We start from the raw sequence: 24,207 nt of genomic DNA on the forward strand, positions 1-24,207 counted from the left end.
TAAAAAACCGGAGACATATTGCTCCGGTTTTTTTATGGCTTCGCGGTTCGCTTACTTGTTAACGAACTCTTCACCCAGTTGAATATCTTTCTTCAGGGTATCCAGCATACCTTCCAGCGCATTCTGCTCGAATGCGCTCAGTTTGCCGATAGACTGACGCTCTTCGACGCCGTTTTTACCCAGCAGCAGCGGCTGCGAGAAGAAACGTGCGTACTGACCGTCACCTTCAACGTAGGCACATTCAACAACGCCTTTTTCGCCCTGCAGTGCGCGCACCAGAGAAAGACCGAAACGAGCGGCCGCCTGGCCCATAGACAGGGTTGCCGATCCGCCACCCGCCTTCGCTTCAACCACTTCAGTACCTGCGTTCTGAATACGCTTGGTCAGGTCAGCGACTTCCTGGTCAGTGAAGCTCACGCCCGGGATCTGCGACAGCAGTGGCAGAATGGTCACGCCAGAGTGTCCGCCGATAACCGGAACTTCAACTTCAGTCGGCAGTTTACCTTTCAGTTCCGCCACAAAGGTGTTGGAGCGGATGATGTCCAGCGTGGTCACGCCAAACAGTTTATTTTTGTCGTAAACGCCCGCTTTTTTCAGTACTTCTGCTGCAATAGCGACGGTGGTGTTCACCGGGTTGGTGATGATACCTATGCAGGCTTTCGGACAGGTCGTCGCGATCTGCTGTACCAGGTTCTTCACGATGCCAGCATTGACGTTAAACAGGTCGGAACGATCCATACCTGGTTTACGCGCTACACCTGCGGAGATCAGCACCACGTCCGCACCGTGCAGTGCCGGGGTCGCGTCTTCACCGGAGAAGCCTTTGATTTTCACAGCAGTTGGGATATGGCTAAGATCTACAGCCACACCGGGAGTCACTGGAGCGATGTCGTACAGGGAGAGTTCTGAACCTGAAGGCAGTTGGGTTTTTAACAGTAGTGCAAGCGCCTGGCCGATACCGCCGGCAGCGCCGAGGACTGCGACTTTCATCCTAAACTCCTTATTATATTGATAAACTAGTGTTTGTTGCTCCGCGGCGGCGACGTTAAACCACAAATTCGATGAATACAATCACCCGTATTCAATTCTGTGTTGTCACGCGAATTTAGCTTTTATGCATTTAATTGACGTAATCCGAAGCTGTCTGTGCAGTAGAGCAACTTTCCAACAGGTGGTGACAATATACCCTACTACCAGCCCAAAACAACATCAATTTTATAACAATTAATTTACTTTTAAGCTTATTTGCGAGGCGTGACACAGGCATGTTTCTTGATAACAATATTTGATAAAATTCCGCTCTTTCATAACATTATTTCAGCCTTCACTTGGGCAGACTATTTGCATAAAAATTCATCTGTATGCATAATAATGTTGTTTCCACTCTCATACTACGGGTGACTTATGCGAAGCTCAGCTAAGCAAGAAGAATTAGTTAAAGCGTTTAAAGCGCTACTTAAAGAAGAAAAATTCAGCTCTCAGGGCGAAATTGTCCTCGCATTGCAGGATCAAGGCTTTGATAACATCAACCAGTCCAAAGTGTCACGCATGCTGACAAAGTTTGGGGCAGTCCGTACCCGCAATGCGAAAATGGAGATGGTGTACTGCCTCCCGGCTGAACTGGGCGTACCCACCACCTCCAGCCCACTGAAAAACCTGGTTCTTGATATCGATTTTAACGATGCAGTGGTGGTGATCCACACAAGTCCTGGCGCGGCGCAGTTGATCGCCCGCCTGCTGGACTCGCTGGGTAAAGCTGAAGGCATTCTGGGCACCATCGCCGGGGATGACACCATCTTTACCACCCCGGCTAATGGCTTTACGGTAAAAGATCTTTACGAAGCCATTCTGGAGCTGTTCGAACAAGAGCTCTGACCCTCTCACCCCGTCGTCTGAGGCGGCGGGGTAAAACCCTGCTTTAACGTTCACTTCCCGTTATTTTATCTGCCTGTTATTTAGCAAATAGTGCGTTTATCTGCCCAAAATCATTCAAGCAGTGAATATGCTCATGCAAAACCGCACAAATCGCAAAATTTCATATCCATATGATTTTATTAGATATAAACAAAAAACCATCATTTTTTAATTCCAGACAGGCATAAAAAAATAAATTTTCATTACTTACGCATCGCTGAAACCATTAGCGTGGTATTAATTTATCACGTTATTAGTGTATACTTGATTTTGTGATGAGGGTCACGAAACGAAGACCCCCAATAATAAATTCGACGAGGTACTTATCATGAAAATCAAAACAACTGTTGCTGCGTTAAGCGTTCTCTCTGTTCTTTCATTTGGCGCATTCGCCGCAGATTCTATCAACGCAGAACAAGCACAAAATCGCGAAGCGATTGGCTCTGTCTCCGTAAGTGCAATCGGCTCCAGCCCAATGGACATGCATGAAATGCTGAACAAGAAAGCCCAGGAAAAAGGCGCATCAGCGTATCAGATCACCGAAGCCCGTAGCGGTGACACTTGGCATGCCACTGCCGAATTGTACAAATAAACCCTCGTCGTCTAGTCCGACGACCTTGCCCCCGACTGTCGGGGGCTTTTTTATCTCTCAATGACGAACATTAAAACGCAACTGACCTTCCAGTTCTTCTTCTGCTTCATCAAACAACAAAATCAGTGCGCCATAACGCCGGCGTGATTTCTCGGGTAGATGTACAAACTCGATCTCCAGCGGTAACGGCAGCGCTTCACTCATGATGATGTCCCACAGAGAGTCGAGATCGCTTACTTTCTCTTTGGCCAGGCCAAACATTCGCGCAAACTCACGATAAAAGTCGTCCTGATCCTCAATTTCATCAAAATCAAATGTATAGATATTCATCTATCGCCACCTTCCCGATAACGGTCTGACTACAGGCCGCCAATATGCAGGGTTTTCACTTCCAGAAATTCGTCTAACCCCAGAACCGATCCTTCACGTCCCAGCCCTGACTCTTTCACCCCGCCAAACGGTCCCAACTCGGTGGAAACCGCACATTCGTTTATCCCGATCATACCGCTCTCAATAGCCTGAGAGACCCGGAACACCCGTTGTAGGTTTTGCGTATAGAAGTAAGCGGCCAGGCCAAACGGCGTGTTGTTCGCGCGCTCGATTACCTCTTCTTCTCGGGTAAAACGGAAGCAAGCGGCAACCGGTCCAAACGTCTCTTCGCTCGCCAGCTTCATGTCGTCACGACATTCACCCAATACCGTTGGTTGCCAGAAGTTACCGCCGAGTGCGTGCGCTTTCCCGCCCGCCAGCACTTTGGCTCCTTTCGCAACGGCATCTTCCACATGCTCACGCACTTTATCGACCGCAGACGGTTCGATCAGCGGCCCGACGACGACGCCGTCATCCAGGCCATTCCCCACCTGCAATGCCTGAACCGCATCGGTCAGTTTGCGGGTGAATTCGTCGTAGACACTCTCCTGGATATAAAAGCGGTTCACGCTGACACAAACCTGCCCGGCATTACGGAACTTATTGGCAATAGCGCCTTTTACCGCCGCATCGATGTCCGCATCGTCAAACACGATATAGGGAGCATTGCCACCGAGTTCCATCGACACTTTTTTCATGGTTTCCGCGGCATTACGTACCAGCGTTTTACCGACAGCCGTTGAACCGGTGAACGAAATTTTGCGCACCGCATGACTTGCCATGATGGCATCGCTGATTTCCGGCGTATTGCCCGCTACGGCGTTGAGTACGCCATCAGGGACCCCCGCTTTCTTCGCCAGCGTGAGCAACGCAAAGGCACTCAGCGGCGTGTTATTGGCCGGTTTTATCACCCCGGTACAGCCCGCCGCCAGCGCCGGGCCGAGCTTACGGGTCAGCATCGCCATCGGGAAATTCCACGGCGTAATGGCTGCCACGACGCCAATCGGTTCGCGTGTCGCCAGAATGCGAGAGCCGGGTTTGATCGGCGGGATAATTTCGCCATTGGCACGCTTCGCCTGCTCGGCAAACCATTGGATAAAGCTGGCAGCGTATTCGACCTCACCCTCGGCTTCTTTCAGCGGTTTCCCCTGTTCGGTGGTCATCAACCGTCCCAGCCAGCTTTTGTTTTCGATGATCAATTCATACCAACGGTACAGAATTGCCGAGCGCTCTTTTGCCGTTTTTGCCCGCCAGGCAGGAAATGCCTTACTGGCCGCGGCAATCGCCTCCTCGGTCTGCTGTTTTCCTGCTTTCGCCACCTTCGCGATCGTGTCGCCAGTCGCCGGATTGAGCACATCAAAGGTGGTATCAAGCGTTTTCCACTGCCCATCAACCAGATATCCCGTCTGAAAAAGTTCGTTGTCCTGAAGCGTTTGCATGGTGTTTTCTCCTTCTGATGTCCTGCATTGCGCACATCGAATAAGTATAGCCATAAAAAAACCGACGCTTTTGGCATCGGTTTCTGAGGGTTAGCTGTCGGTTAGCGCATGCTGGTACTTGTGCAACATACCGGTCAGTCGTTTCACCGGTTCAGTGACCTGCGGGGGCGCTTCCCAGACTCGCAGCTTTTCCTGATACACGTCCAGCTCATCCAGTAGCTGACCAAAGTAGCGTCGACGCTTGTCGTCATTCACGGCTGAAATGACATGATCCGCCGTACGACGCAACTGCTGGTGGAAGGCGGAGAGATCGTCGTTGACCGGAATCGGCGCATCCCGCAGACGCTGGTGCGCAATGATCATGGTCAGCGCCAGACGGAACTTCGGCAAATCCCCCGGAAATTTATTCATCAACAGAAACAGCTGCTGATAAAGCGCGGGAAGATGGTTTTCTTTGCGCCGTACCACGTTGGTGGTCATCGCTGACACCGCCGCAGAAACAAACTGGTTGAGCAGCACACGACCCGTACGATCGCGAGAATTATCGCGCACAATCACAATGACCAGAAAGGCCAGTACGCAGCCCACAATCTGCCCTAACGCACTGTCCAGGAACTGGCTGAAGTGGAAGGTCATCGGGTTATCCAACACGATAATGTTAATGGTACTGGCCAGCGCGCCCATCGACCCCAGACGCCGCTTCTGTACTTCGATCCCCAGAAAGAATCCCAGCACCGCGAGGCTCAGACAAAGCAACAGCATGCTCTGTTGGGTATTGGGGAGGATCACCAGAAAATAGAGCGCCCCCAACGGCAGCGCGGCAAGCGTACCGTAAATAAAGTCGATAGCGACCATGCGTGGGTTCGGCAGACGCATCGCCAGCGAAGTCACCACCGCAATCATTACCATTGCGCCGTTACCGGAAGTCCAGCCTGTCCACAGCCAGAACAGCGTTCCCAGCACACAAGAGAGCGTGGTGCGCCAGAAGTTCACCATGGCATGGTGACGTTCCGCGGACTCGACTTTCACCACCGGTTCTCCCTGCAACACTTCCTCTTCCGTGGCGCTGATTTTGGTATTGCTGATCACGCCACGCTTCAGCAGCAGATAGCGCGTTGCCGCCCCAGCCCAGGTATACAGCGTGACGGGCGTTTCACGCTCACCGGTCCAGGCAATCACCCGGCGCAGGCGCTTAAGCTGTTTATGTACATCCTGCGCGGTTTCAACCGGCATGGCGAAGAACTCACGGAAGGTATCGGTGATCAGCTCAGGACGCGTGTTCTGGATCAGATAGGTTTCGCAGGATTGCGTAATCATGGTCAGCGACAGGGTATTGATCGCCTTCAGGCGGCGATTCGCCCGCGCCCAGCGGGAGGATTCCATGTTCAGGTTGCTGCGCATTCCTTCCAGCGCCGTGGCCCGACGTACCAGATCGCCCCAGGCTTTGTCCACTTCTTCGCTATCGCCATGTTTAATGCACAACTGCATCAGTTGGTACTGTGCCACCAGCAGGCTATCCAGCTCACGATCGACCTCTTGCTTGATCGATCGCGGAGAAAAGAGCAGATCTGCGATAATGGCGCAGACAATCCCGATGACAATCTCGCTACAGCGTTCTACGGCAAACTGCGGCGTAAGCAGCGGTTCGGTTTGAATAGTGATGACAATAATCAGCGCGGTGTAGCCCGATAACCCCCATGCATAGGAGTTCTCAACGCGCACCAGCGAAGAGATCCACGTACAAAACCCCGCCCAGATACAGCACACCAGAATCATCAGCAAAGGTGCGCGGATCATCGCAATGATGATCACCAGTGCCGCAATACAACCAATAAAGGTGCCGACAATGCGCAACATCCCGCGATAACGAATCGCGCCAGAATACGGTTCACCGCCGGCGGCAAAGGCCGGACCCGCCGCGACAATCGCCGCCGTCAGCACTGCCCAGCGTGGTGTTTCAAGCTGAAAGTGAAAGCCAATAAACAACGCCAGGACAATCGCACAGGCCAGTTTGACCGCAAAGCGAATGTGCTGGTTGGCGATGGAAAAAATGCCCATCGCGATTAACCAAATTCGCGCAGACGGTGCGCCATTTTACGGAAGAACGAATCATTATTTTCGTCACGATCCTGCTTGCCGGTGATCACGACAGTCGCCGTGGTGCCGGCAGGCCACAGATTTTCCTGCTGATCGTCAAGCTGGATACGCACCGGAACGCGCTGCGCCAGGCGTACCCATTCCAGATTGGAATCGATCGTCGCCATGCCTTTATCGTCGCGGGTACTGCTGGCATTGGTGACCCCTGCCGCGATGCTATCGACTCGCCCTTTTAATACCTTATTGCTACCCAACGGGGTAATTTCTGCGCGATAGCCCGGACGGACGCCCTCCAGCTTGGTCTCTTCCATATAGGCCAGCACATAGAAGGAGTTCTGTTTCACCAGCGCCACGGCGGTAGAGCCTCGGGTAATAAACTCACCGGTATAGACGTTCAGGTTAGTCACCCAGCCATCCGCAGGCGCGCGAATGACGGTGCGTTCGAGATCTAACCTGGCGAGGTCGCGAGTCGCCTGCGCTTTAGCCAACTGATGTAATACGGTTTGCAGAACGTTATTGGCCTGATCAATCTCTTCACGGGACATCGCCTGGACGCCAAGACGGTTACGACGTCCGGCTTCCTGGCGTTTCTCTTGCGCCAGCACCTGATAATAGGCGACGTCGGCTTCGGCCTCTTCCAGCGCTTTTTGGTAGCGCGGTTGATCGATGGTGAACAGCACCTGATCTTTCTTCACCAGTTGATTATCATGCACCTTAACGGCAGTGATGAGTCCGGCAACGTCCGGCGCGATGGCAACCACGTCTGCGCTGAATCGGGCATCACGCGTCCACGGTGATTCAGTGTAATAGACCCAGGCGCGGAAAATAGCGATGAATGCCAGGATGACCAGTACGAGGGTAATGGCCGTACGGGAGATTTTTCTTGTTAGTGTTTTCACTTCAACCTCAAACGAACAGGCGCGATATCAAGTAAAAGAGACAGCAATACAGCGCAGTATTAAACAGAGCCGGATGCCAGACAAAATCATAGATGCCCGTAGGCACAAGCACCCGGCGCACCAGCCAGAAAATCGCCAGTGACAGAAGCAATTCAAAGAATATCGGTGGGAAGGACAGACCAAACACCACGATAACGGGAAACAGACTCATATTGACCTTGATATTGTAGAGAGTGCAGGCGATACAGTTTTCAGCAAATGTCGACGCGGAGAAGGGCAAGGAAAGCCAGGCGAGAGCGACATAGCCTTTATTTGAATAATAATATATTACCGTAACTGTTATGCTGTTATCTATAATATGTGATCTAAATCACTTTTAAGCCAGAGTGAATAATGGAACGATTAAAGCGCATGTCGGTGTTCGCGAAAGTGGTGGAATTTGGTTCCTTCACCGCCGCCGCCAGACAGCTACAAATGAGTGTTTCGTCGATCAGCCAGACGGTGGCAAAACTGGAAGATGAGCTGCAGGTCAAGCTGCTGAACCGCAGCACGCGTAGCATTGGCTTGACTGAAGCCGGGAAAATTTATTATCAGGGCTGTCGGCGTATGCTGCATGAAGTGCAGGATGTTCACGAGCAGCTTTATGCCTTTAACAACACGCCGATTGGTACGCTGCGCATTGGTTGTTCTTCAACCATGGCACAAAATGTCCTCGCGGGGATCACCGCTAAAATGCTCAAAGAGCACCCTGGCCTGACGGTCAATCTGGTCACCGGTATTCCGGCCCCCGACCTGATTGCCGACGGTCTGGATGTGGTTATCCGCGTGGGTGCCCTCCAGGATTCAAGCCTGTTTTCCCGTCGCCTGGGCGCAATGCCGATGGTGTTATGCGCGGCGAAACGCTATCTCGCACAGTATGGGACACCGGAAAAACCGGCCGATCTCACCAACCACTCCTGGCTGGAATACAGCGTGCGTCCGGATAATGAGTTTGAGCTGATCGCCCCGGAAGGGATCTCCACGCGACTGATCCCACAGGGACGGTTTGTGACCAACGATCCAATGACTCTCAGCCGCTGGCTGACCGCCGGCGCAGGGGTGGCCTACGTCCCGCTGATGTGGGTGATCAATGAGATCAACCGGGGCGAGCTTGAGATCTTACTGCCGCGCTACCAGTCCGATCCGCGTCCGGTCTATGCGCTGTATACCGAAAAAGACAAACTGCCGCTGAAAGTACAGGTAGTGATTAACTATTTGACCGACTATTTCGTCGACGTGGCACAGATTTTTCAGGGTATGTATGGTCGGGGAAAAGAGAAGTGAGAAATTGCCCGGTGGCGCTGCCGCTTACCGGGCCTATGGGAGCATCAGTTGTTGACCGGACAGGCGTAAACCACTATCCGGCAACGGACAGTCAGGCGGTACCGCCGACCGTCAGGTTATCCACTTTCAGCGTCGGTTGACCCACACCCACCGGCAGGCTCTGACCTTCTTTGCCACAGACGCCGACGCCGTTATCCAGCTTCAGGTCGTTACCGACCATCGAAATCTGCTGCATCGCTTCGATACCTGAACCAATCAACGTGGCCCCTTTCACCGGCTTCGTCACTTTGCCGTTCTCAATCAGATACGCCTCTGAGGTAGAGAAAACGAACTTACCGGAGGTGATATCCACCTGACCGCCGCCAAAGTTTGGCGCATAGATCCCGTACTCTACGGACTCAATGATCTCCTGCGGCGTGGATTTACCCGGCAGCATATAGGTGTTGGTCATACGCGGCATCGGCAGATGCGCGTAAGACTCGCGGCGACCGTTTCCGGTCGGCGCAACGCCCATCAGGCGCGCATTCAGTTTGTCCTGCATGTAACCTTTCAAAATGCCGTTTTCGATCAATACATTGTATTGACCCGGCGTGCCTTCGTCGTCAATGGCCACCGACCCCCGGCGATCCGCCATCGTCCCATCGTCCACCACGGTGCACAGTTCAGAGGCGACCAGTTCGCCCATATGACCGCTGAATACCGATGTGCCGCGACGGTTAAAGTCCCCTTCCAGGCCATGTCCCACCGCTTCGTGCAGCAGTACGCCAGGCCAGCCAGCCCCCAACACAACGGGCAGCGTCCCGGCAGGTGCGGCGACCGCAGACAGGTTCACCAGCGCCATGCGCACGGCCTCTTTCGCCCACGCGTCGGCGCGGACGTCGCCATCCAGATCGGCGAGGAAATAATCGTAGCCAAAACGCCCACCGCCACCGCTGGCGCCGCGCTCACGTTTACCGTCTTCTTCCACCTGTACGCTGACCGACAGGCGCACCAGCGGACGCACATCGGCGGCCAGTGTCCCGTCAGTAGCGGCAACGAGGATCAATTCATACACGCCGGTCAGGCTGGCCGACACTTCCTGCACGCGTTTATCCGCTTCGCGGGCAATTTTATCGACGCGGCGCAGGATATCGAGCTTCTCTTCACGGCTCATGCTTTGCAGCGGATCGACAGAGGTGTACAGCGCAGGATACTCAACGGCACCGAGGGTCTTCACTTTCCCGTCGCCATTGTCACGCACGATGGTACGCGCGGCGCGCGCACTCTGTTCCAGCGCCTGCAGACTGATCTGGTCAGCATAGGCAAACCCGGTTTTTTCACCGCTCACTGCGCGAACACCAACGCCCTGATCGATATTGTAAGAACCATCTTTAATGATGCGGTCTTCTAAAACCCAGGATTCGTGATAGCTCGACTGAAAATAGAGATCGCCGTAATCAAGACGACGTTCGGCCAGTTGGCCCAGAATGGCAAACAGATCCTGATGTTTCAGGCCGTTCGCCGCTAGCAATTGTTCACTTACCAGGTTCAGACTCATCGTTATTGCTACTCGTTAATGACTGCAGATAGAGGATCTATGTACTGAGAGTGGGGCAATTCCTTGCCCCCGTCAAATCATTGCGAATTTTCTTTCCGCGGCTGGCGCAGGACTTCGTTGATTTGTGGTTTGTCGACCGGACCGGTGATCCGATAGCGCAGAATCGAGACTTTACTCCATAGCGGTCCAAGCACTTTACTGGCGGCAAAGACTGCCGCACCAACGATCGGGTTCACCGCAAACGCGGCGGCTACCCCCACCGTGGCGGAGATTTCCGGTGCCACCACCGCTTCAATATCCAGCTCGCGGCGCACCAGGTTGACCGACCCTTTCATGGCGATATCCGCTTCCAGCCCGTCTACCAGCGTGTCGTCCGTATGCAATATGCCGTCTTTGATCCAGGCGGTGCTGCGAATGGAGTCGAAGTAAAAACCTTCATTGAAGGTATCGCTAAAATCGAAGCGTAGTTTACGCAGCAGCGCGTCAAAGCTCAGCAAGCGCAGCAACTGTCCCGCATGCCCGGTGCTTAGCTCGGTGATCTCCCCTTTGCCCAGACGGGTGCGGATAATGCCGTTCAGCGAGGCTTCCTCCGGCTTCCACGGCGGATTGCGCCAGTGCAGATCGTAATCCACGTTGAACGACGCGTTGCGAATCGGTGTAGAGACGCCAAAGAACCCTGCCGCGGCGTCAATTTTGTTACCCCGCAGTTTTCCTTTTAAAGAGGTACGCTCGCTGCCAGGGGTGTTAACCCACTGTCCGTCCGCCGTCAGCCTGGTGAAACCGGTGTCCAGCAGACCGTTACTCAGGTTCAGAGTGTCACCCTGAATGGCCACATCCGCATCGATGCGTCCGTATTTCTGTCCCCACATCCAGCACTCTTCACAGCGTAACTGGACGTCAGGCCAGCCACGGAAACTAACGCGTTCTACGGATGCAAATGCCGATGCCGGCGTGTCGCTGTTATCCGTTTTGGCCACGGTGGGGTTGTAATAGAGGTATTTGATATTTGCCAGCCACGGCGCGTTATTGCGCATTGCCAGCGTTGCGTTGATCTCACGCCCCTGCGCCTCGACTTTAGTGCCATTCGATGCCGGTTCAGACACGAGGCTCAGGTTGTTCCACTGTTGTCCGCCCAGCGTTAACGCTGGCGTGCGCAGCGTAATGTGTTGCGGGAAGTTCGCGTTGGCGCCAACGTTGTCCGCCGCACCTTTCTGGAACAGGGCCAGCCATTGTGCGCCATCCATCGCGGGCAGATTCAGCTCAATGCCTTCGCGTTCAGGCAAGGGCGGCGGCGTCCGGCTTTCCGCCGTCCAGATCGCGCGATCCAGCGTCAGCTTCTGATTTAACAGCCAGCGGCTGTTAAAATGATTTTCCTGTCCGGCGCTACCGGTCAGCGTAAAGCTACGCAGGTCGCCCGTTGCTTTAATTTTAACGGGTAATGCCTCACCCGCGCTTTTATCCAGCGGAGAAGGTAAGTGACTGCTCACATTCCTGAGATCGCCGTTCAGCTCAACATTGTAGGTCGTGCCGGAATGATACGGCAGGTCGATACCCACTTTACCGTCCCACGTCAGACTGCCGCTGAGCGCGTCATTAATTTGTGATGGCAGAACGCCAGTACGAGCGGGCTGCCAGTTACCGTTAAGATTCACCGCAACCTGATAGGCTTTCGTCCCTTCCGTGGTGGTGAAATCAACGTTCACTGGCTGATTAAACCAGTTCGCCGTCATCGGCTCGCTTTTCAGGTTGCCGTTGGTAAAGCTGAATTTGCCGCTGAGGTTTTTCAGGGTGCTGTCGAGCGGTTTGATAAACAGGCTATTATCGCGCAGCGACACATCGCCTTTTGCGGTAACTAATTCGCCGTCCAGCGGGATATCCAGATGTAAGCGAGCATTCACATCGCCGTCGATCTGCAGTTGCTCAAGCGTGGCACCCAGCGAATCCTTCAACGGCGTGTCGTCAAAATACGGACCTACCGCCTTGCCTGGCCCCTGAATATCAGCATCAATCAGCAACTTCTCTTTGGCGTAGTCCGGGATGATCGCCGTCAGGTTCGTGGCCTTCACGCCGCCTAAATTGACGCCATCGGTTTTCATCCACAGGCCGTCATTCAGGAAATCCAGCTCGATATTCAGGTCGGTCAGCGCAGGCCAGTCCGGCTGAAAGGCAAATTTCGCATTGCGTAGTGGGACCAGCACTTCAAACTGGCCTTCGTTGTGCTTGTACGGGAACAAATGCGGATTACCGCCATACACCAGCGTCGCGTTTTCCGCTTCTCCACCCTGAATCGCACCGCTGAGATAGTCCACCAGCGCCTTGCCCATCAGATTTTCCGGGAAGTAACGCCAGGCCTGAGAGCCGTCATCAGTGCTGATACCCGCCAGAATCCCCAGCCAGGGGTCATCGCCTGTCGGCTGTAGATAGCGGAAGCCGCCACGCGCATGGACCGCTTTCGCTTTCACATCAATATTACGTCCGTCCAGCTGAAAACCGTTGTCATTCTTTAGCCAGTTCAGCGTGGCAACGCCGTCTTCAATTTCTAATGGCGCACGGAAGACCGTTTCGTAGGGCATTTTTGCCTGTTTCATCGACGCGGTCAGCGCGCCATTTTCCACACTCCCGGAGAGCGTTCCGGAGAAGTGCTCTGCCCCTGGCAACAGCTTCCACTGTTTCCACGCCAGATCGCGCCATGAGGCCTGAAAACGCGTCTTTTCCGTGGCCTGAAGCGGGATATCCAGCGCCAGGGTATCGATATTTCCGCTCGGTTGGGTGGCAAGCCAGATGTCACCCAGCTCGGGCGAAAGCTTCGACACCATCGGGCGTAGCCCCTCAAGCCCGGTCAACTCCAGATGGCTGGCGCGGATGCGCAGTTCGTCACTGCGTTTTCCGTCTGCGCCACCGACTTCCTGCTCGGGGATCCAGGCGAGCTGTAGCGCACCGCGCGGCCAGGCCTTGCCGTCCATCGTGATGCGAGTATCGGGAATAGAAAACTGCCAGCCCGGCTGTTCACGACTGATATGCGCCGTCAGATTGTCGACAGAGAGCGTATGGAGGTTATTGTCGCCTTTCCAGCTCGCGCCCCCCTGTTTCAGCCAGACATCGCCACCGGCGATTTCACCTTTGCTGATGGTCATCCAACCTTCGAGGCTAAAGCGCGCGGTCTCCAGCGCCACGTTATCCTGCATCCATTTTCCCAGCCACGGCTTCACGTCGATATCGTCGGCCTGCAACCAGACCCGACCATTATTCAGCAACCCTTCATCATCACGCAGATCCATGCGCACCTGCATGACGCCGTGCTGACCGGTCAGACTGGAGAGGCTGACTTGTCCTTCCGCGCGGTGGCGGTTTTTACCATTAACCCAGGTCAGTTGCGGAATCGCCAGTTCGGCGCGCTGACCGGAGAGCGTCAGAAAGCTGATTTGACTGTCGCGGAGATCGAAGTGATCGAACTGGCGCAGGAAAAGATCGTTGATTCGGCTGGCTTCCAGACCGTCACCGCTTTCGCTGCGTTCAATCGGCGTGTTGGTACGGAAATTCAGTTGCCAGAAGGTGAGATCGCGAAATTGCCAGCGCATGTGCAGCAAACTTTGCCAGACATCCAGCGCCAGGGTAACGCGTTTTACCGAAAATTCGCCGCCGTCTTTCAGTTCCGCGCGGATATCACGTGCTTCGAGAGTGGGACCAAAATTTTGCCAGTTGGCGGAGATCTGGCTGGCCTTGACCGGCAGCCCCGTCGCAGACTCAATTTTGCTGAGGATCGTTGGACGCCAACTGTCGAGATGCGGTAATGCCAGGCGCAAACCACTGACCAACAGCGCTACGACAACGACGAGCGCGGCTCCAGTGAGCAATAATATCCCCGGCAATCGCCTCACGCGTCTCTCCTTGTCTGCCTGAAAATGCGCCGCCCGTCACGCGGCACCGTATCGGTTTACATCATTACGACGTCAAACTGCTCCTGGTTATAGAGCGGTTCAATTTGTACTTTCACCTGTTTGCCGACAAAAATCTCAACTTCCGCCAGCGCGTGCGACTCTTCCCCTTTCAGGGTTTCCGCTACTGCCGGAGAAGCATAGACCAGGAAGCGGTCGGAGTCGTAGGCGTGGTGCACGCGAACGATCTCACGCATGATCTCATAGCAGACAGTTTCCACCGTCTTCACCGTGCCGCGTCCGTGACAGGTCGGACATTCGTTGCACAGCACATGCTCCACACTCTCACGCGTGCGCTTGCGCGTCATCTCCACCAGACCCAACTGCGAAAAACCGTTAATGCTGGTTTTCACCCGATCTTTACTCAGTGCCTGCTCAAGCGAATGCAGAACCCGGCGACGGTGATCCTCATTATTCATGTCGATAAAATCGATAATAATGATACCGCCGAGATTACGCAGTCGCAGCTGACGGGCAATCGCCTGGGTCGCTTCAATATTAGTGTTGAAGATGGTGTCATCAAGATTACGATGGCCGACAAACGCGCCGGTATTGATATCGACGGTGGTCATCGCTTCAGTTTGATCGATAATCAGATAGCCGCCGGATTTCAGTTCCACTTTGCGCTCCAGCGCTCGCTGGATTTCATTCTCAACGTCAAAGAGATCGAAAATCGGCTGGCGTCCGCTGTAATGCTCCAGCTTGCTGGTCATTTCCGGGATGTATTCCGCAGTAAACTCCAGCAGGGCTTCATAGGTCAGACGGGAATCCACGCGAATGCGGTCTAACTGTGCGTCAGCAAAATCACGCAGTACACGCTGCGCCAGCGCCAGCTCGCCATACATCTGGTAACGCGTCTGCGGGCGCTTTTTGCGCTCCATTACTTTGGTCCAGACGCGCTTGAGGTACGCGGCGTCTGACGCCAGATCGTCTTCACAAACGCCTTCCGCCGCAGTGCGGATGATAAATCCCCCCTGCTCGTCGCAGTACTCAGCGACCACTTTCTTCAGGCGCTCACGCTCGGCTTCACTTTCGATACGCTGAGACACACCCACGTGCGAGGCGCCGGGCATAAAGACCAGATAACGAGACGGTAAAGTGATGTCGGTGGTCAGACGCGCGCCTTTGGTGCCCAACGGATCTTTCACCACCTGCACCATCAGATCTTGCCCCTGACGCACCAGCTCCGAAATATCGCGAACAGTAAACTGCTTCTGCTCTTCACCCGCCACGCATTCGGTGTGTGGCATAATGTCGGAAGCGTGAAGAAACGCGGCTTTATCCAGCCCAATATCTACAAAAGCCGCCTGCATACCCGGAAGTACGCGACTGACCCGACCTTTGTAGATATTGCCTACGATCCCGCGTCGCGCTTCGCGCTCAATATGAATTTCTTGCAGAATACCGCCATCAATGTACGCCACGCGTGTTTCCGATGGCGTTACGTTTACCAACAATTCAGCCGTCATGTGTATCCCTTTTCTCACGCAGTGAGTTAAAATTGCTCAGCAACTCATACGTTTCAACCAGCGGTAAGCCGACTACGGCGTGATAGCTGCCATTTATCTTCCTGACAAAACAGCCACCCTGCCCCTGAATACCGTATGCACCTGCTTTATCCATCGGTTCACCGCTGGCGATATAGTCAGCGATATCCGCATCCGTCAACGCTCTGAACGTCACCTCGGTTATCACCAGGCAGTCAAGCACATACTGGCTATCCGCCAGCGCAACGGCCGTCATCACCTGATGCGTTTGCCCGGACAATTTGCGCAACATCAGCGCCGCATGGTGTACGTCACGTGGCTTCTCTAACACTTCCCCATTGAGGATAACGATGGTATCCGCCCCCAGAACAGGGAGATCGCGCGGCGTCTGCGCCACGCCGGCCTGGGCTTTTTCTCGCGCCAGACGCGACACATATTGCTGTGCGCTTTCCCCCTCGCCACGCGTTTCTTCGATTCCCGTAACTATACGTTCGAAAGAAACGCCTAACTGCGTGAGCAGTTCCTGACGACGCGGCGAACCGGAAGCTAAGTATAGAGATGTCATAGAAACCTTTATTGCACTGCAAATTGCTGGCGGACTTTACGCATCAGCAAGAAAAGCCACGGCCAGAGCACTCCGTTGACTACACTACTCCAGAACACTTCAGGTCTGAAAGAGACGTTGATCACTAAAAACTCTGACCAGAAAACAATAATATCCACCACCAGCGAAAGCAACATCACCACCAGTGCCTGCTGCCAGAGCGCCAGATTGCGAAAGAGCTGAAATTTCAGCGCAACCAGGTAAGCGATGATGCTCATCGACAATGCCCGCACGCCAAGCGTGGAACCACTAATGAGATCCAGTATGGCACCCATCACGAAACCTGTGCCCACATTGACGCGATGCGGCAGGGCGAGGATCCAGTAGAGTAAAATGAGCAGCACCCAGTTTGGCCGGAAGACAATGATCTCATCCGGCCAGGGCATCACTTGCAGTAACAGAGCGATAAAGAACGAGAGCCAGATAACCCAGCGACCCTGGCTACGATAGCTTGCCACTACTGGCCTCCCGGCGCACGCGCTGGAGGCGGCGTCGCACCCGCTGGCGGAGCGGCAGGTGGTGACGTGATACCGGTTGCTGGCGCAGGCACGGGCGACGGCGGCCCCATCATGTCCGGAGACGGCAACACTTGCGGCATCATCTGCATCAGACGTTCATTCGCCACGCGATGCACATCTTCCGGCGTCATCGGGTTGGCGCCGTTACGGTCAGCTCCCCACAGCAACAGCAGATAGCGCAGACGCTGTAAGCCCGCAGTAGGACGCGCCTGAATCACGGTGTAAGCACGTTGAGTATCCAGCTTAACGGAAGAGACCACGCCAACCGGATAGCCTTCCGGGAAACGGCCGCCCAGACCAGACGTAACCAGCACATCGCCAACGCGAATATCGGTATTGGCTGGCAGGTGTTCGAGTTGCAGATCGTCGGTGCAGCCGTTACCGGCCGCGATCACCCTGATGTCGTTGCGCAACACCTGAATGGGTAAGGCATGCGTGGCATCACAAATCAGCAGGACGCGGCTGGTCAGCTTCGCCACCGCGACGACCTGACCGACAACGCCTTTGTCGCTGATTACCGGTTGGCCTTCGTAAACGCCGTTCACGCTGCCTTTGTCGATAACCACCTGGTCGCTGTAGGGATCGTTAACCGTGGAGATGACCTGCGTCACCATCTTTTGTTCATCCTGACGCAGCGGCGAACCCAGCAGCTCGCGCAGGCGCGCGTTCTCCTGTTTGTACTGCCCCAGCATCAACAGTTCACTGTTTTTCAGCAGCAGTTCCTGACGCAGCGCCCGGTTTTCAAGCTCAAGCTGGTCGCGTGAGGCGAGCGTTTGCGAGACGCCATCAAGCAGTTCACGGGGACCATTGGAAATAAAGTAGAAAGGACTGACGGCGGTATCCATGTAGGTACGGATCTGACTGAACGTACCCAGGCGGCTGTCGGCAATAATAACGCCGAGCGCCACCAACACCGCCAGAATAAGGCGAATCTGTAGCGAGGGGCCACGGCTAAAAATTGGCTTCATAAGTTTGCGTATTCTCGTATCAGAGTCGGCAGGACAGCGTAACGCTCTCCTGCCGGCACCCGATTACTCTTCGCTGAACAGGTCGCCGCCGTGCATGTCGATCATTTCCAGCGCTTTGCCGCCGCCACGCGCCACACAGGTCAGCGGGTCTTCAGCGACAACAACTGGAATACCGGTTTCTTCCATTAACAGACGATCAAGGTTACGCAACAGCGCGCCACCGCCAGTGAGCACCATTCCGCGCTCGGAGATATCAGACGCCAGTTCCGGCGGGCACTGTTCCAGTGCAACCATCACCGCGCTAACGATACCGGTCAGCGGCTCCTGCAGGGCTTCCAGAATCTCGTTAGAGTTCAGGGTGAAGCCGCGAGGAACACCTTCTGCCAGGTTACGACCGCGCACTTCGATTTCGCGCACTTCGTCGCCCGGATAGGCAGAACCAATTTCATGCTTGATACGCTCTGCGGTGGCTTCACCGATCAGAGAACCGTAGTTACGGCGCACATAATTAATGATGGCTTCATCGAAGCGATCGCCGCCGATACGGACAGAAGAAGAATAGACCACACCGTTCAGGGAGATAACGGCGACTTCCGTCGTACCACCACCGATGTCCACAACCATCGAGCCGGTTGCCTCAGAAACGGGCAGACCCGCACCGATTGCCGCCGCCATCGGCTCTTCAATCAGGAAGACTTCGCGGGCGCCAGCGCCCTGTGCGGATTCACGAATAGCACGACGCTCAACCTGAGTGGCACCAACCGGTACGCACACCAGCACACGCGGGCTTGGACGCATAAAGCTGTTGCTGTGCACTTGCTTGATGAAGTGCTGGAGCATTTTTTCAGTCACGAAGAAATCGGCAATAACGCCGTCTTTCATTGGGCGAATAGCAGCAATGTTGCCCGGCGTACGACCCAGCATCTGCTTCGCATCATGACCTACTGCAGCCACGCTTTTCGGTGAACCGGCACGATCCTGACGAATGGCCACAACGGAAGGCTCATTCAATACGATGCCTTGTCCTTTTACATAAATGAGGGTATTCGCGGTACCCAGGTCAATGGACAAGTCATTGGAAAACATGCCACGAAATTTTTTCAACATACTAAGGGATAATCCTGAAAGCTGGGGCGGAAAACAAAATCCGCTTACTTTACCAACCACACGCAGCAGCGACAAGGCGCAAAAATCATCTGCTACGGTGAAAATTAGTGCAGTTCGTTTCCTTTGTTACAAATCTCTACCTGAGTCCCTCAGGGCTGAGCACTTCAGCAGCAATCCTCGCCCTCATTTGCAACCGGTTTAAGGTCATTCACCTGCATATGTGCTGTTACAAAATGGCGAGCAGACAAGCACACCCCCATGAAGGCACAGCGCGCGTTATTCTACGTGAAAACTGAACAAACGGCAGGTTAAACCGAGTATCTTTGAGAATATTTTTTCACATTGGTATCCAGCGGCTGGGAGGCAGCAAAAAAATCCCCCTGTCCACCGGAAACACCACGCGCTGTCAGCGTCTGCCACTCACCGCGCGAACGTACACCCGTTGCGTAAACCTGGGTGCTGGTGCCTGAGCACGCCTCCACCAGGCTTTGAACCAGCAACTGGTTTTCCGTTCGCTTCTCAATGTTCCTGACCAGACTCGGATGGAGCTTGATCAATTCCACATTGAGTTCCTTAATCCAGCTGGTACTCACCAGCGTTAAACCCGCCTGCGTGACGGCAACCCGAACGCCTAATGCATTCACTAAGCGGATAACGGGCTGCAACCGGCTGATGTGTTGACCTACATCCGCCTCCGCAAGTTCAATAATTATGCGTTTTCGTTGCGATTTTTCACACTGCATCAAGGTATCGCGTAACCAACGCTGAAAACGTGGACGAATCAGCGACTCTACCGTCACCTGCATCGCCAGATTCTCTTCCGGCCAGTAGTTTAGCAGCGGGATGACGCGGCTTATTTGTAAGCGGTCATACTCTTCTGATAAACCGAACTGTAACACCATCGGCATGTATTCCGCCGTGCTGACCTCTTCATTACCATCAAAGATGCGGCACATCAGTTCCCGATGATGCACATGTCCGTCCCGGGTGACGGCCGGTTTCTGATAAATTCGCGGGCCGCCGCGGCTGAGCATCTGCTCAATCAGCGTTCGCCAGCGCACGTTGCCACGCCCTTTTTCCGGCAACGAGTCGTCATACACCGCCCAGCTATTTCCGCCCTGCAACACGGCATTGCGGGTCGCCGCCTCTGCATGTTCCATCACCTGTTCCGTCGACTGCCCGCTACGCCAGGCGCAAATGCCGATATGTACCATATCGTCACGATCGAGCATTTTATTAGTCGGAAGTGCATCGACTGCTTTTAAAAGTTGTCCGGCTACGCTTTCCGCCTCTTTCAAAGTGCGGTGCGGCAGCAAAACGGCAAAGTCGCTGCGATGGTAGCGCGCCAGTAGCGACCCCGGAAAACGCATCATAAAAGTGGACAATAAATTGATCAGACTAAACAGTTCTTCTTCGGCGAGGTTACGCCCCCAACTGTCGCGCAACAGGTTAAAGTCCGGCAGGCGAATCATCATCACCACGCCATGCGCGCCGATCTTCTCCTGATCGTCCAGCAACGTCGCCAGTTGGTTGTCAAAAAAGAGCCGATTGCTGAGGCCGGTTTTGGTGTCCTGCGCGGCGTAAGAGCGAATCAGCGTATCGAGACGGCTCCGCTGCTCCTGGGCGCTCTGGATTTCGGACAACAGCATATCCAGCGCGCTACTGGTGCGCGCCGGCCATTCATAGACCGTACCCCGTACACTGGCTCCCCGTTCTCCATTCAAAATTCGCGTCGAACGCATCTCCAGCAGTTCCTGACCGGAAAGTTGACGCTGTAGCCAACGTACCGACAGAAACAGCATCAGTACAATAAAACCAATGGCCAGCGTGAGCGGTGCCGTCGTCATCAGTGAATGAAAATAGTTGCCCATCGGATCCTGATAGACCAGATCCATCGTCATTCCCGGGTGCTTCATCAGCGGAACCGAGAGCTCGCGAAAGAGATTACTGGTGCCAACCGGGCGATAGCTACTGTTACGGGTTTGGCTATAAATGACCTTTTCACCCTGCAGCAGATCGACGCGTACGACGTCGGCAGACACCATCAGTTCGTCAATTTGCGATGTTAACTGTTTGAAATCGCGTGAAACAAGATGCGTGTCAATGGCTGTCGCCACCGCCTGGACACGATGGGCCATCTTGTACTGGATGGCGTTGTAAAAGCTCAGCGAGCAGCCGATCAGGGTGACAAAGATCGTTAACCCGGTGAGCAGCGTGACAAAAGCTGAGAATTTCGTCGTTAATCGCATCCTTGAGTTAACTCCGACGGTTGAATTGCGACACGAAACTGCTTAACCAAACGCAAAATTCGTCCGGTTGCGCAAAGAGTGAGTGCATACTACCAAATCAGGTGTATCTGGCAATTTATTGCGTTGCATCGGATTCACGTTTCAATTAGCGAGTATAGTCTTCAGACGTCATTTTCCAATCCACCATGCAGAATTGAGGACAGGTTATGCAGGCTTTGATCTTAGAACAGCAGGACGGTAAAACCCTTGCTTCCGTGCAGACTCTTGAAGAAAGTCGGCTGCCGGAAGGCGATGTCACAGTGGATGTCCACTGGTCCAGTCTGAACTATAAAGATGCGCTCGCCATCACCGGAAAAGGAAAAATCATCCGCAACTTTCCGATGATTCCTGGCATTGATTTCGCCGGCACCGTTCGGACCAGCGAAGATCCTCGGTTTCATGCGGGCCAGGAGGTGTTACTGACCGGTTGGGGCGTTGGCGAAAATCATTGGGGTGGCCTGGCAGAACAGGCACGCGTGAAAGCGGACTGGCTGGTTGCGCTGCCAAAAGGGCTGGACAGCCGTAAAGCGATGGTGATCGGCACTGCCGGGTTTACTGCCATGCTGTGTGTGATGGCGCTTGAAGAGGCGGGCATTCGTCAGCAAGACGGTGAAATCGTGGTCACCGGCGCCAGCGGCGGTGTCGGCAGTACCGCGGTCGCGCTGCTGCATAAACTGGGCTATCAGGTTGTTGCGGTGTCCGGACGTGAAAGCACCCATGATTATCTCCGCCTGTTGGGCGCAAGCCGTATTCTGGGTCGTGATGAGTTCGCCGAATCCCGTCCACTGGAAAAACAACTGTGGGCCGGGGCAATTGATACCGTGGGTGATAAAGTGCTGGCGAAAGTGCTTGCGCAAATGAACTACGGGGGCTGTGTCGCCGCCTGTGGTCTGGCGGGCGGTTTTGCCCTGCCAACGACAGTGATGCCGTTTATTTTGCGCAACGTTCGTCTGCAAGGGGTGGATTCTGTGATGACACCACCGGCGCGCCGTGCTCAGGCCTGGCAGCGTCTGGTGAATGACTTACCGGAATCATTCTATGCACAGGCAGCAACGGAAATTTCGCTGGCTGAGGCGCCGAAGTTCGCCGATGCCATCATTAATAACCAGGTACAAGGCCGTACGCTGGTTAAAGTGAAGTAAACACAAACGCCGTAGAAATTTACACTTAATTAACGAAATTTCGCTGCGCACTGACAGACTCCCTGCCATAGTAACTACGCATTATATGTACGCCTGGAGTCTGTTATGAAGAAATTACGTCCACTCAAAGAAGCCGATGTCACTGCCGAATCGGCTTTCTTTATGCATCGCCGCCAGGTGCTGAAAGCGCTGGGGATCGGGGCTGCCACGCTGTCGCTGCCGATATCCGCGCAGGCGGATCTGTTGAGCTGGTTCAAAGGCAACGATCGTCCACCCGCGCCCGCCGGCAAACCGCTGGAATTCAGCAAACCCGCCGCATGGCAAAACACGCTGCCTTTAACGCCAGAAGATAAAGTCACTGGCTACAACAATTTCTACGAGTTTGGTCTGGATAAGGCCGATCCTGCCGCCAATGCGGGCAGCATGAAAACCGATCCCTGGACGTTAAAAATCAGTGGTGAAGTGGCCAAACCATTAACCCTGGATCACGATGCGCTCACCACACGCTTTCCTTTAGAGGAGAGGATTTACCGGATGCGCTGTGTTGAAGCCTGGTCGATGGTGGTGCCGTGGATTGGCTTTCCTTTACATAAGCTGCTGGCGCTCGTCGAACCCACCAGCAATGCAAAATATGTCGCGTTCGAGACGCTTTATGCGCCGGACGACATGCCGGGACAAAAAGATCGCTTCATTGGCGGTGGATTGAAATATCCCTATGTCGAAGGATTGCGCCTGGATGAGGCGATGCATCCCCTGACGCTGCTGACCGTTGGCGTATACGGTAAAGCGTTACCGCCGCAAAACGGCGCGCCTGTACGCCTGACAGTGCCGTGGAAATATGGCTTTAAAGGCATTAAATCGATCGTCAGCATTAAACTGACCCGCGAGCGGCCCCCCACCACCTGGAATCTTGCCGCTGCCGATGAGTACGGTTTTTACGCTAATGTGAATCCGCATGTTGATCACCCGCGCTGGTCGCAGGCAACGGAACGATTTATCGGCGCAGGCGGTATTCTGGATGTCCAACGGCAACCCACCCTACTGTTTAACGGCTATGCCGATGAAGTGGCCTCGCTGTATCGCGGCCTGAACTTGAGGGAGAATTTCTAAGTGCGGCTGAGTGCAAAGCAGATTACCTGGCTGAAAGTGGCGCTTCATCTGGCGGGATTGCTACCATTTCTCTGGCTGTTCTGGGCCATTAACAACGGCGGGCTCAGCGCCGATCCGGTAAAGGACATCCAGCACTTTACCGGTAGGACAGCTCTGAAATTTTTGCTCGCTGCCTTGCTGGTCACGCCGCTCGCACGCTACGCTAAACAGCCATTATTGATACACACCCGTCGTCTGCTGGGGTTATGGTGTTTCGCCTGGGCTACGCTGCATCTGACCAGTTACGCGCTGCTAGAGTTAGGTATCCATAATCTCGGATTGTTGGGACGAGAACTGATTACGCGCCCGTATTTAACGCTTGGGATCATCAGTTGGCTCATCCTGCTCGCGCTGACGCTAACATCAACACAGGCAGCACAACGAAAATTGGGTAAGCGCTGGCAATTTTTGCACAACTTCGTCTATCTGGTGGCGATCCTCGCGCCGATACATTATCTGTGGTCGGTGAAGATTTTGTCACCTCAACCCATCATTTATGCTCTGCTCGCACTGCTGCTTTTGGCCTGCCGTTACAAGAAGTTCCGCCAGTGGTGGCGCTAGTTCGGCGAACTGTGCAGTCGGTTACAAAATGCAGAGACTCGGATGTTATTTGTGTGTTAGCGGTTGATTATCTTCCCTGATAAGACCAGTATTTAGCTGCCAATTGCTACGAAATCATTATAATGTGCGACCTTGGCTCCCTGGACAGCGTTTTTAGACCGCTGAAAAGGTGACAATCGAGCATTGAAGGTATATTTTGTTTTTTGCCGGAGGATTGCAGCAAATCGCTGCATGTTAACCGACAAGTCTCACATGAATCGTTGAGGCGGAATATACCG

General features: G+C 54.2%; 20 protein-coding genes. 6 read left to right on the forward strand and 14 right to left on the reverse strand.

The features are described 5' to 3' along the window. Positions 1–51 precede the first annotated feature (51 nt). A complete protein-coding gene (gene mdh / locus JTI98_RS02615) occupies positions 52–990 on the reverse strand; it encodes a malate dehydrogenase (protein WP_042998326.1) in 939 nt (312 codons plus the stop codon). A 414-nt stretch (positions 991–1,404) separates the two neighbouring features. On the opposite strand from mdh, the gene argR reads away from it, so the two are divergent. Both argR and yhcN read left to right on the forward strand, forming a co-directional pair. After that, positions 1,405–1,875 (forward strand): transcriptional regulator ArgR, encoded by a 471-nt coding sequence (gene argR, locus JTI98_RS02620; RefSeq protein WP_042324992.1) that lies wholly within the window; start codon positions 1,405–1,407, stop codon positions 1,873–1,875. 367 nt (positions 1,876–2,242) lie between these two features. After that, positions 2,243–2,506, forward strand: coding sequence for a peroxide/acid stress response protein YhcN (gene yhcN, locus JTI98_RS02625; RefSeq protein WP_042998327.1), 264 nt, complete (start codon positions 2,243–2,245; stop codon positions 2,504–2,506). A 57-nt stretch (positions 2,507–2,563) separates the two neighbouring features. Here the strand turns inward: yhcN and JTI98_RS02630 are convergent, their stop codons facing one another. The 5 genes from JTI98_RS02630 to aaeX form a co-directional block, all read right to left on the reverse strand. Beyond that, positions 2,564–2,836 carry a barstar family protein gene (locus JTI98_RS02630; RefSeq protein ID WP_042324989.1) on the reverse strand — a complete coding sequence of 91 codons (273 nt, stop codon included), beginning with the start codon at positions 2,834–2,836 and terminating at the stop codon, positions 2,564–2,566. A 29-nt stretch (positions 2,837–2,865) separates the two neighbouring features. Next, positions 2,866–4,314, reverse strand: a complete 1,449-nt coding sequence (locus JTI98_RS02635) for an NAD-dependent succinate-semialdehyde dehydrogenase (RefSeq protein ID WP_044327098.1) — start codon at positions 4,312–4,314, stop codon at positions 2,866–2,868. Between the two features lie 90 nt (positions 4,315–4,404). Further along, positions 4,405–6,372 (reverse strand): p-hydroxybenzoic acid efflux pump subunit AaeB, encoded by a 1,968-nt coding sequence (gene aaeB, locus JTI98_RS02640; protein ID WP_042998329.1) that lies wholly within the window; start codon positions 6,370–6,372, stop codon positions 4,405–4,407. Between the two features lie 5 nt (positions 6,373–6,377). Beyond that, positions 6,378–7,310 carry a p-hydroxybenzoic acid efflux pump subunit AaeA gene (aaeA, locus tag JTI98_RS02645; RefSeq protein ID WP_042998330.1) on the reverse strand — a complete coding sequence of 311 codons (933 nt, stop codon included), beginning with the start codon at positions 7,308–7,310 and terminating at the stop codon, positions 6,378–6,380. A 7-nt stretch (positions 7,311–7,317) separates the two neighbouring features. Beyond that, the gene (gene aaeX / locus JTI98_RS02650; protein ID WP_000051841.1) at positions 7,318–7,521 is read right to left on the reverse strand and encodes a p-hydroxybenzoic acid efflux pump operon protein AaeX; all 204 of its coding nucleotides are present in this window, start codon (positions 7,519–7,521) and stop codon (positions 7,318–7,320) included. A 182-nt stretch (positions 7,522–7,703) separates the two neighbouring features. Here aaeX and aaeR point away from each other — a divergent pair, with 182 nt between their 5' ends. After that, complete coding sequence (aaeR, locus tag JTI98_RS02655) at positions 7,704–8,633, forward strand: HTH-type transcriptional activator AaeR (protein ID WP_042998331.1); 930 nt, start codon at positions 7,704–7,706, stop codon at positions 8,631–8,633. Positions 8,634–8,724: 91 nt separating this feature from the next. On the opposite strand, the gene tldD is transcribed toward aaeR, so the two are convergent. The 8 genes from tldD to csrD all read right to left on the reverse strand — a co-directional run bounded on the left by tldD (position 8,725) and on the right by csrD (position 21,038). Next, positions 8,725–10,170, reverse strand: a complete 1,446-nt coding sequence (gene tldD / locus JTI98_RS02660; RefSeq protein ID WP_044327100.1) for a metalloprotease TldD — start codon at positions 10,168–10,170, stop codon at positions 8,725–8,727. A gap of 77 nt (positions 10,171–10,247) precedes the next feature. Beyond that, positions 10,248–14,048 carry an AsmA2 domain-containing protein YhdP gene (gene yhdP, locus JTI98_RS02665; RefSeq protein ID WP_099433686.1) on the reverse strand — a complete coding sequence of 1,267 codons (3,801 nt, stop codon included), beginning with the start codon at positions 14,046–14,048 and terminating at the stop codon, positions 10,248–10,250. 56 nt (positions 14,049–14,104) lie between these two features. After that, positions 14,105–15,574, reverse strand: coding sequence for a ribonuclease G (rng, locus tag JTI98_RS02670; protein ID WP_042998334.1), 1,470 nt, complete (start codon positions 15,572–15,574; stop codon positions 14,105–14,107). Further along, positions 15,564–16,157: a nucleoside triphosphate pyrophosphatase gene (locus JTI98_RS02675; RefSeq protein ID WP_044263676.1), complete on the reverse strand. Its 594-nt coding sequence runs from the start codon at positions 16,155–16,157 to the stop codon at positions 15,564–15,566. The genes rng and JTI98_RS02675 overlap by 11 nt, the downstream gene beginning before the upstream one ends. An 8-nt stretch (positions 16,158–16,165) precedes the next feature. After that, positions 16,166–16,654, reverse strand: a complete 489-nt coding sequence (mreD, locus tag JTI98_RS02680) for a rod shape-determining protein MreD (protein ID WP_042998336.1) — start codon at positions 16,652–16,654, stop codon at positions 16,166–16,168. After that, positions 16,654–17,682, reverse strand: a complete 1,029-nt coding sequence (gene mreC / locus JTI98_RS02685) for a rod shape-determining protein MreC (protein WP_044327103.1) — start codon at positions 17,680–17,682, stop codon at positions 16,654–16,656. The genes mreD and mreC overlap by 1 nt, the downstream gene beginning before the upstream one ends. A gap of 63 nt (positions 17,683–17,745) precedes the next feature. Next, positions 17,746–18,789, reverse strand: a complete 1,044-nt coding sequence (gene mreB / locus JTI98_RS02690) for a rod shape-determining protein MreB (RefSeq protein ID WP_000913396.1) — start codon at positions 18,787–18,789, stop codon at positions 17,746–17,748. A gap of 308 nt (positions 18,790–19,097) precedes the next feature. Then, positions 19,098–21,038, reverse strand: coding sequence for an RNase E specificity factor CsrD (csrD, locus tag JTI98_RS02695; protein WP_044263678.1), 1,941 nt, complete (start codon positions 21,036–21,038; stop codon positions 19,098–19,100). 206 nt (positions 21,039–21,244) lie between these two features. Here csrD and JTI98_RS02700 point away from each other — a divergent pair, with 206 nt between their 5' ends. From JTI98_RS02700 to msrQ, 3 genes are all read left to right on the forward strand, one after another. Beyond that, entirely contained in the window at positions 21,245–22,219 is a 975-nt protein-coding gene (locus JTI98_RS02700; RefSeq protein ID WP_216081894.1) for an MDR family oxidoreductase, read from the forward strand. Between the two features lie 105 nt (positions 22,220–22,324). Further along, positions 22,325–23,329 carry a protein-methionine-sulfoxide reductase catalytic subunit MsrP gene (gene msrP, locus JTI98_RS02705; RefSeq protein WP_042998340.1) on the forward strand — a complete coding sequence of 335 codons (1,005 nt, stop codon included), beginning with the start codon at positions 22,325–22,327 and terminating at the stop codon, positions 23,327–23,329. After that, the gene (gene msrQ / locus JTI98_RS02710; protein ID WP_216081895.1) at positions 23,330–23,929 is read left to right on the forward strand and encodes a protein-methionine-sulfoxide reductase heme-binding subunit MsrQ; all 600 of its coding nucleotides are present in this window, start codon (positions 23,330–23,332) and stop codon (positions 23,927–23,929) included. Positions 23,930–24,207: the final 278 nt, after the last annotated feature.

This window comes from Citrobacter sp. MGH 55 (genome assembly GCF_016906145.1).
Lineage (GTDB): Bacteria > Pseudomonadota > Gammaproteobacteria > Enterobacterales > Enterobacteriaceae > Citrobacter_A > Citrobacter_A amalonaticus.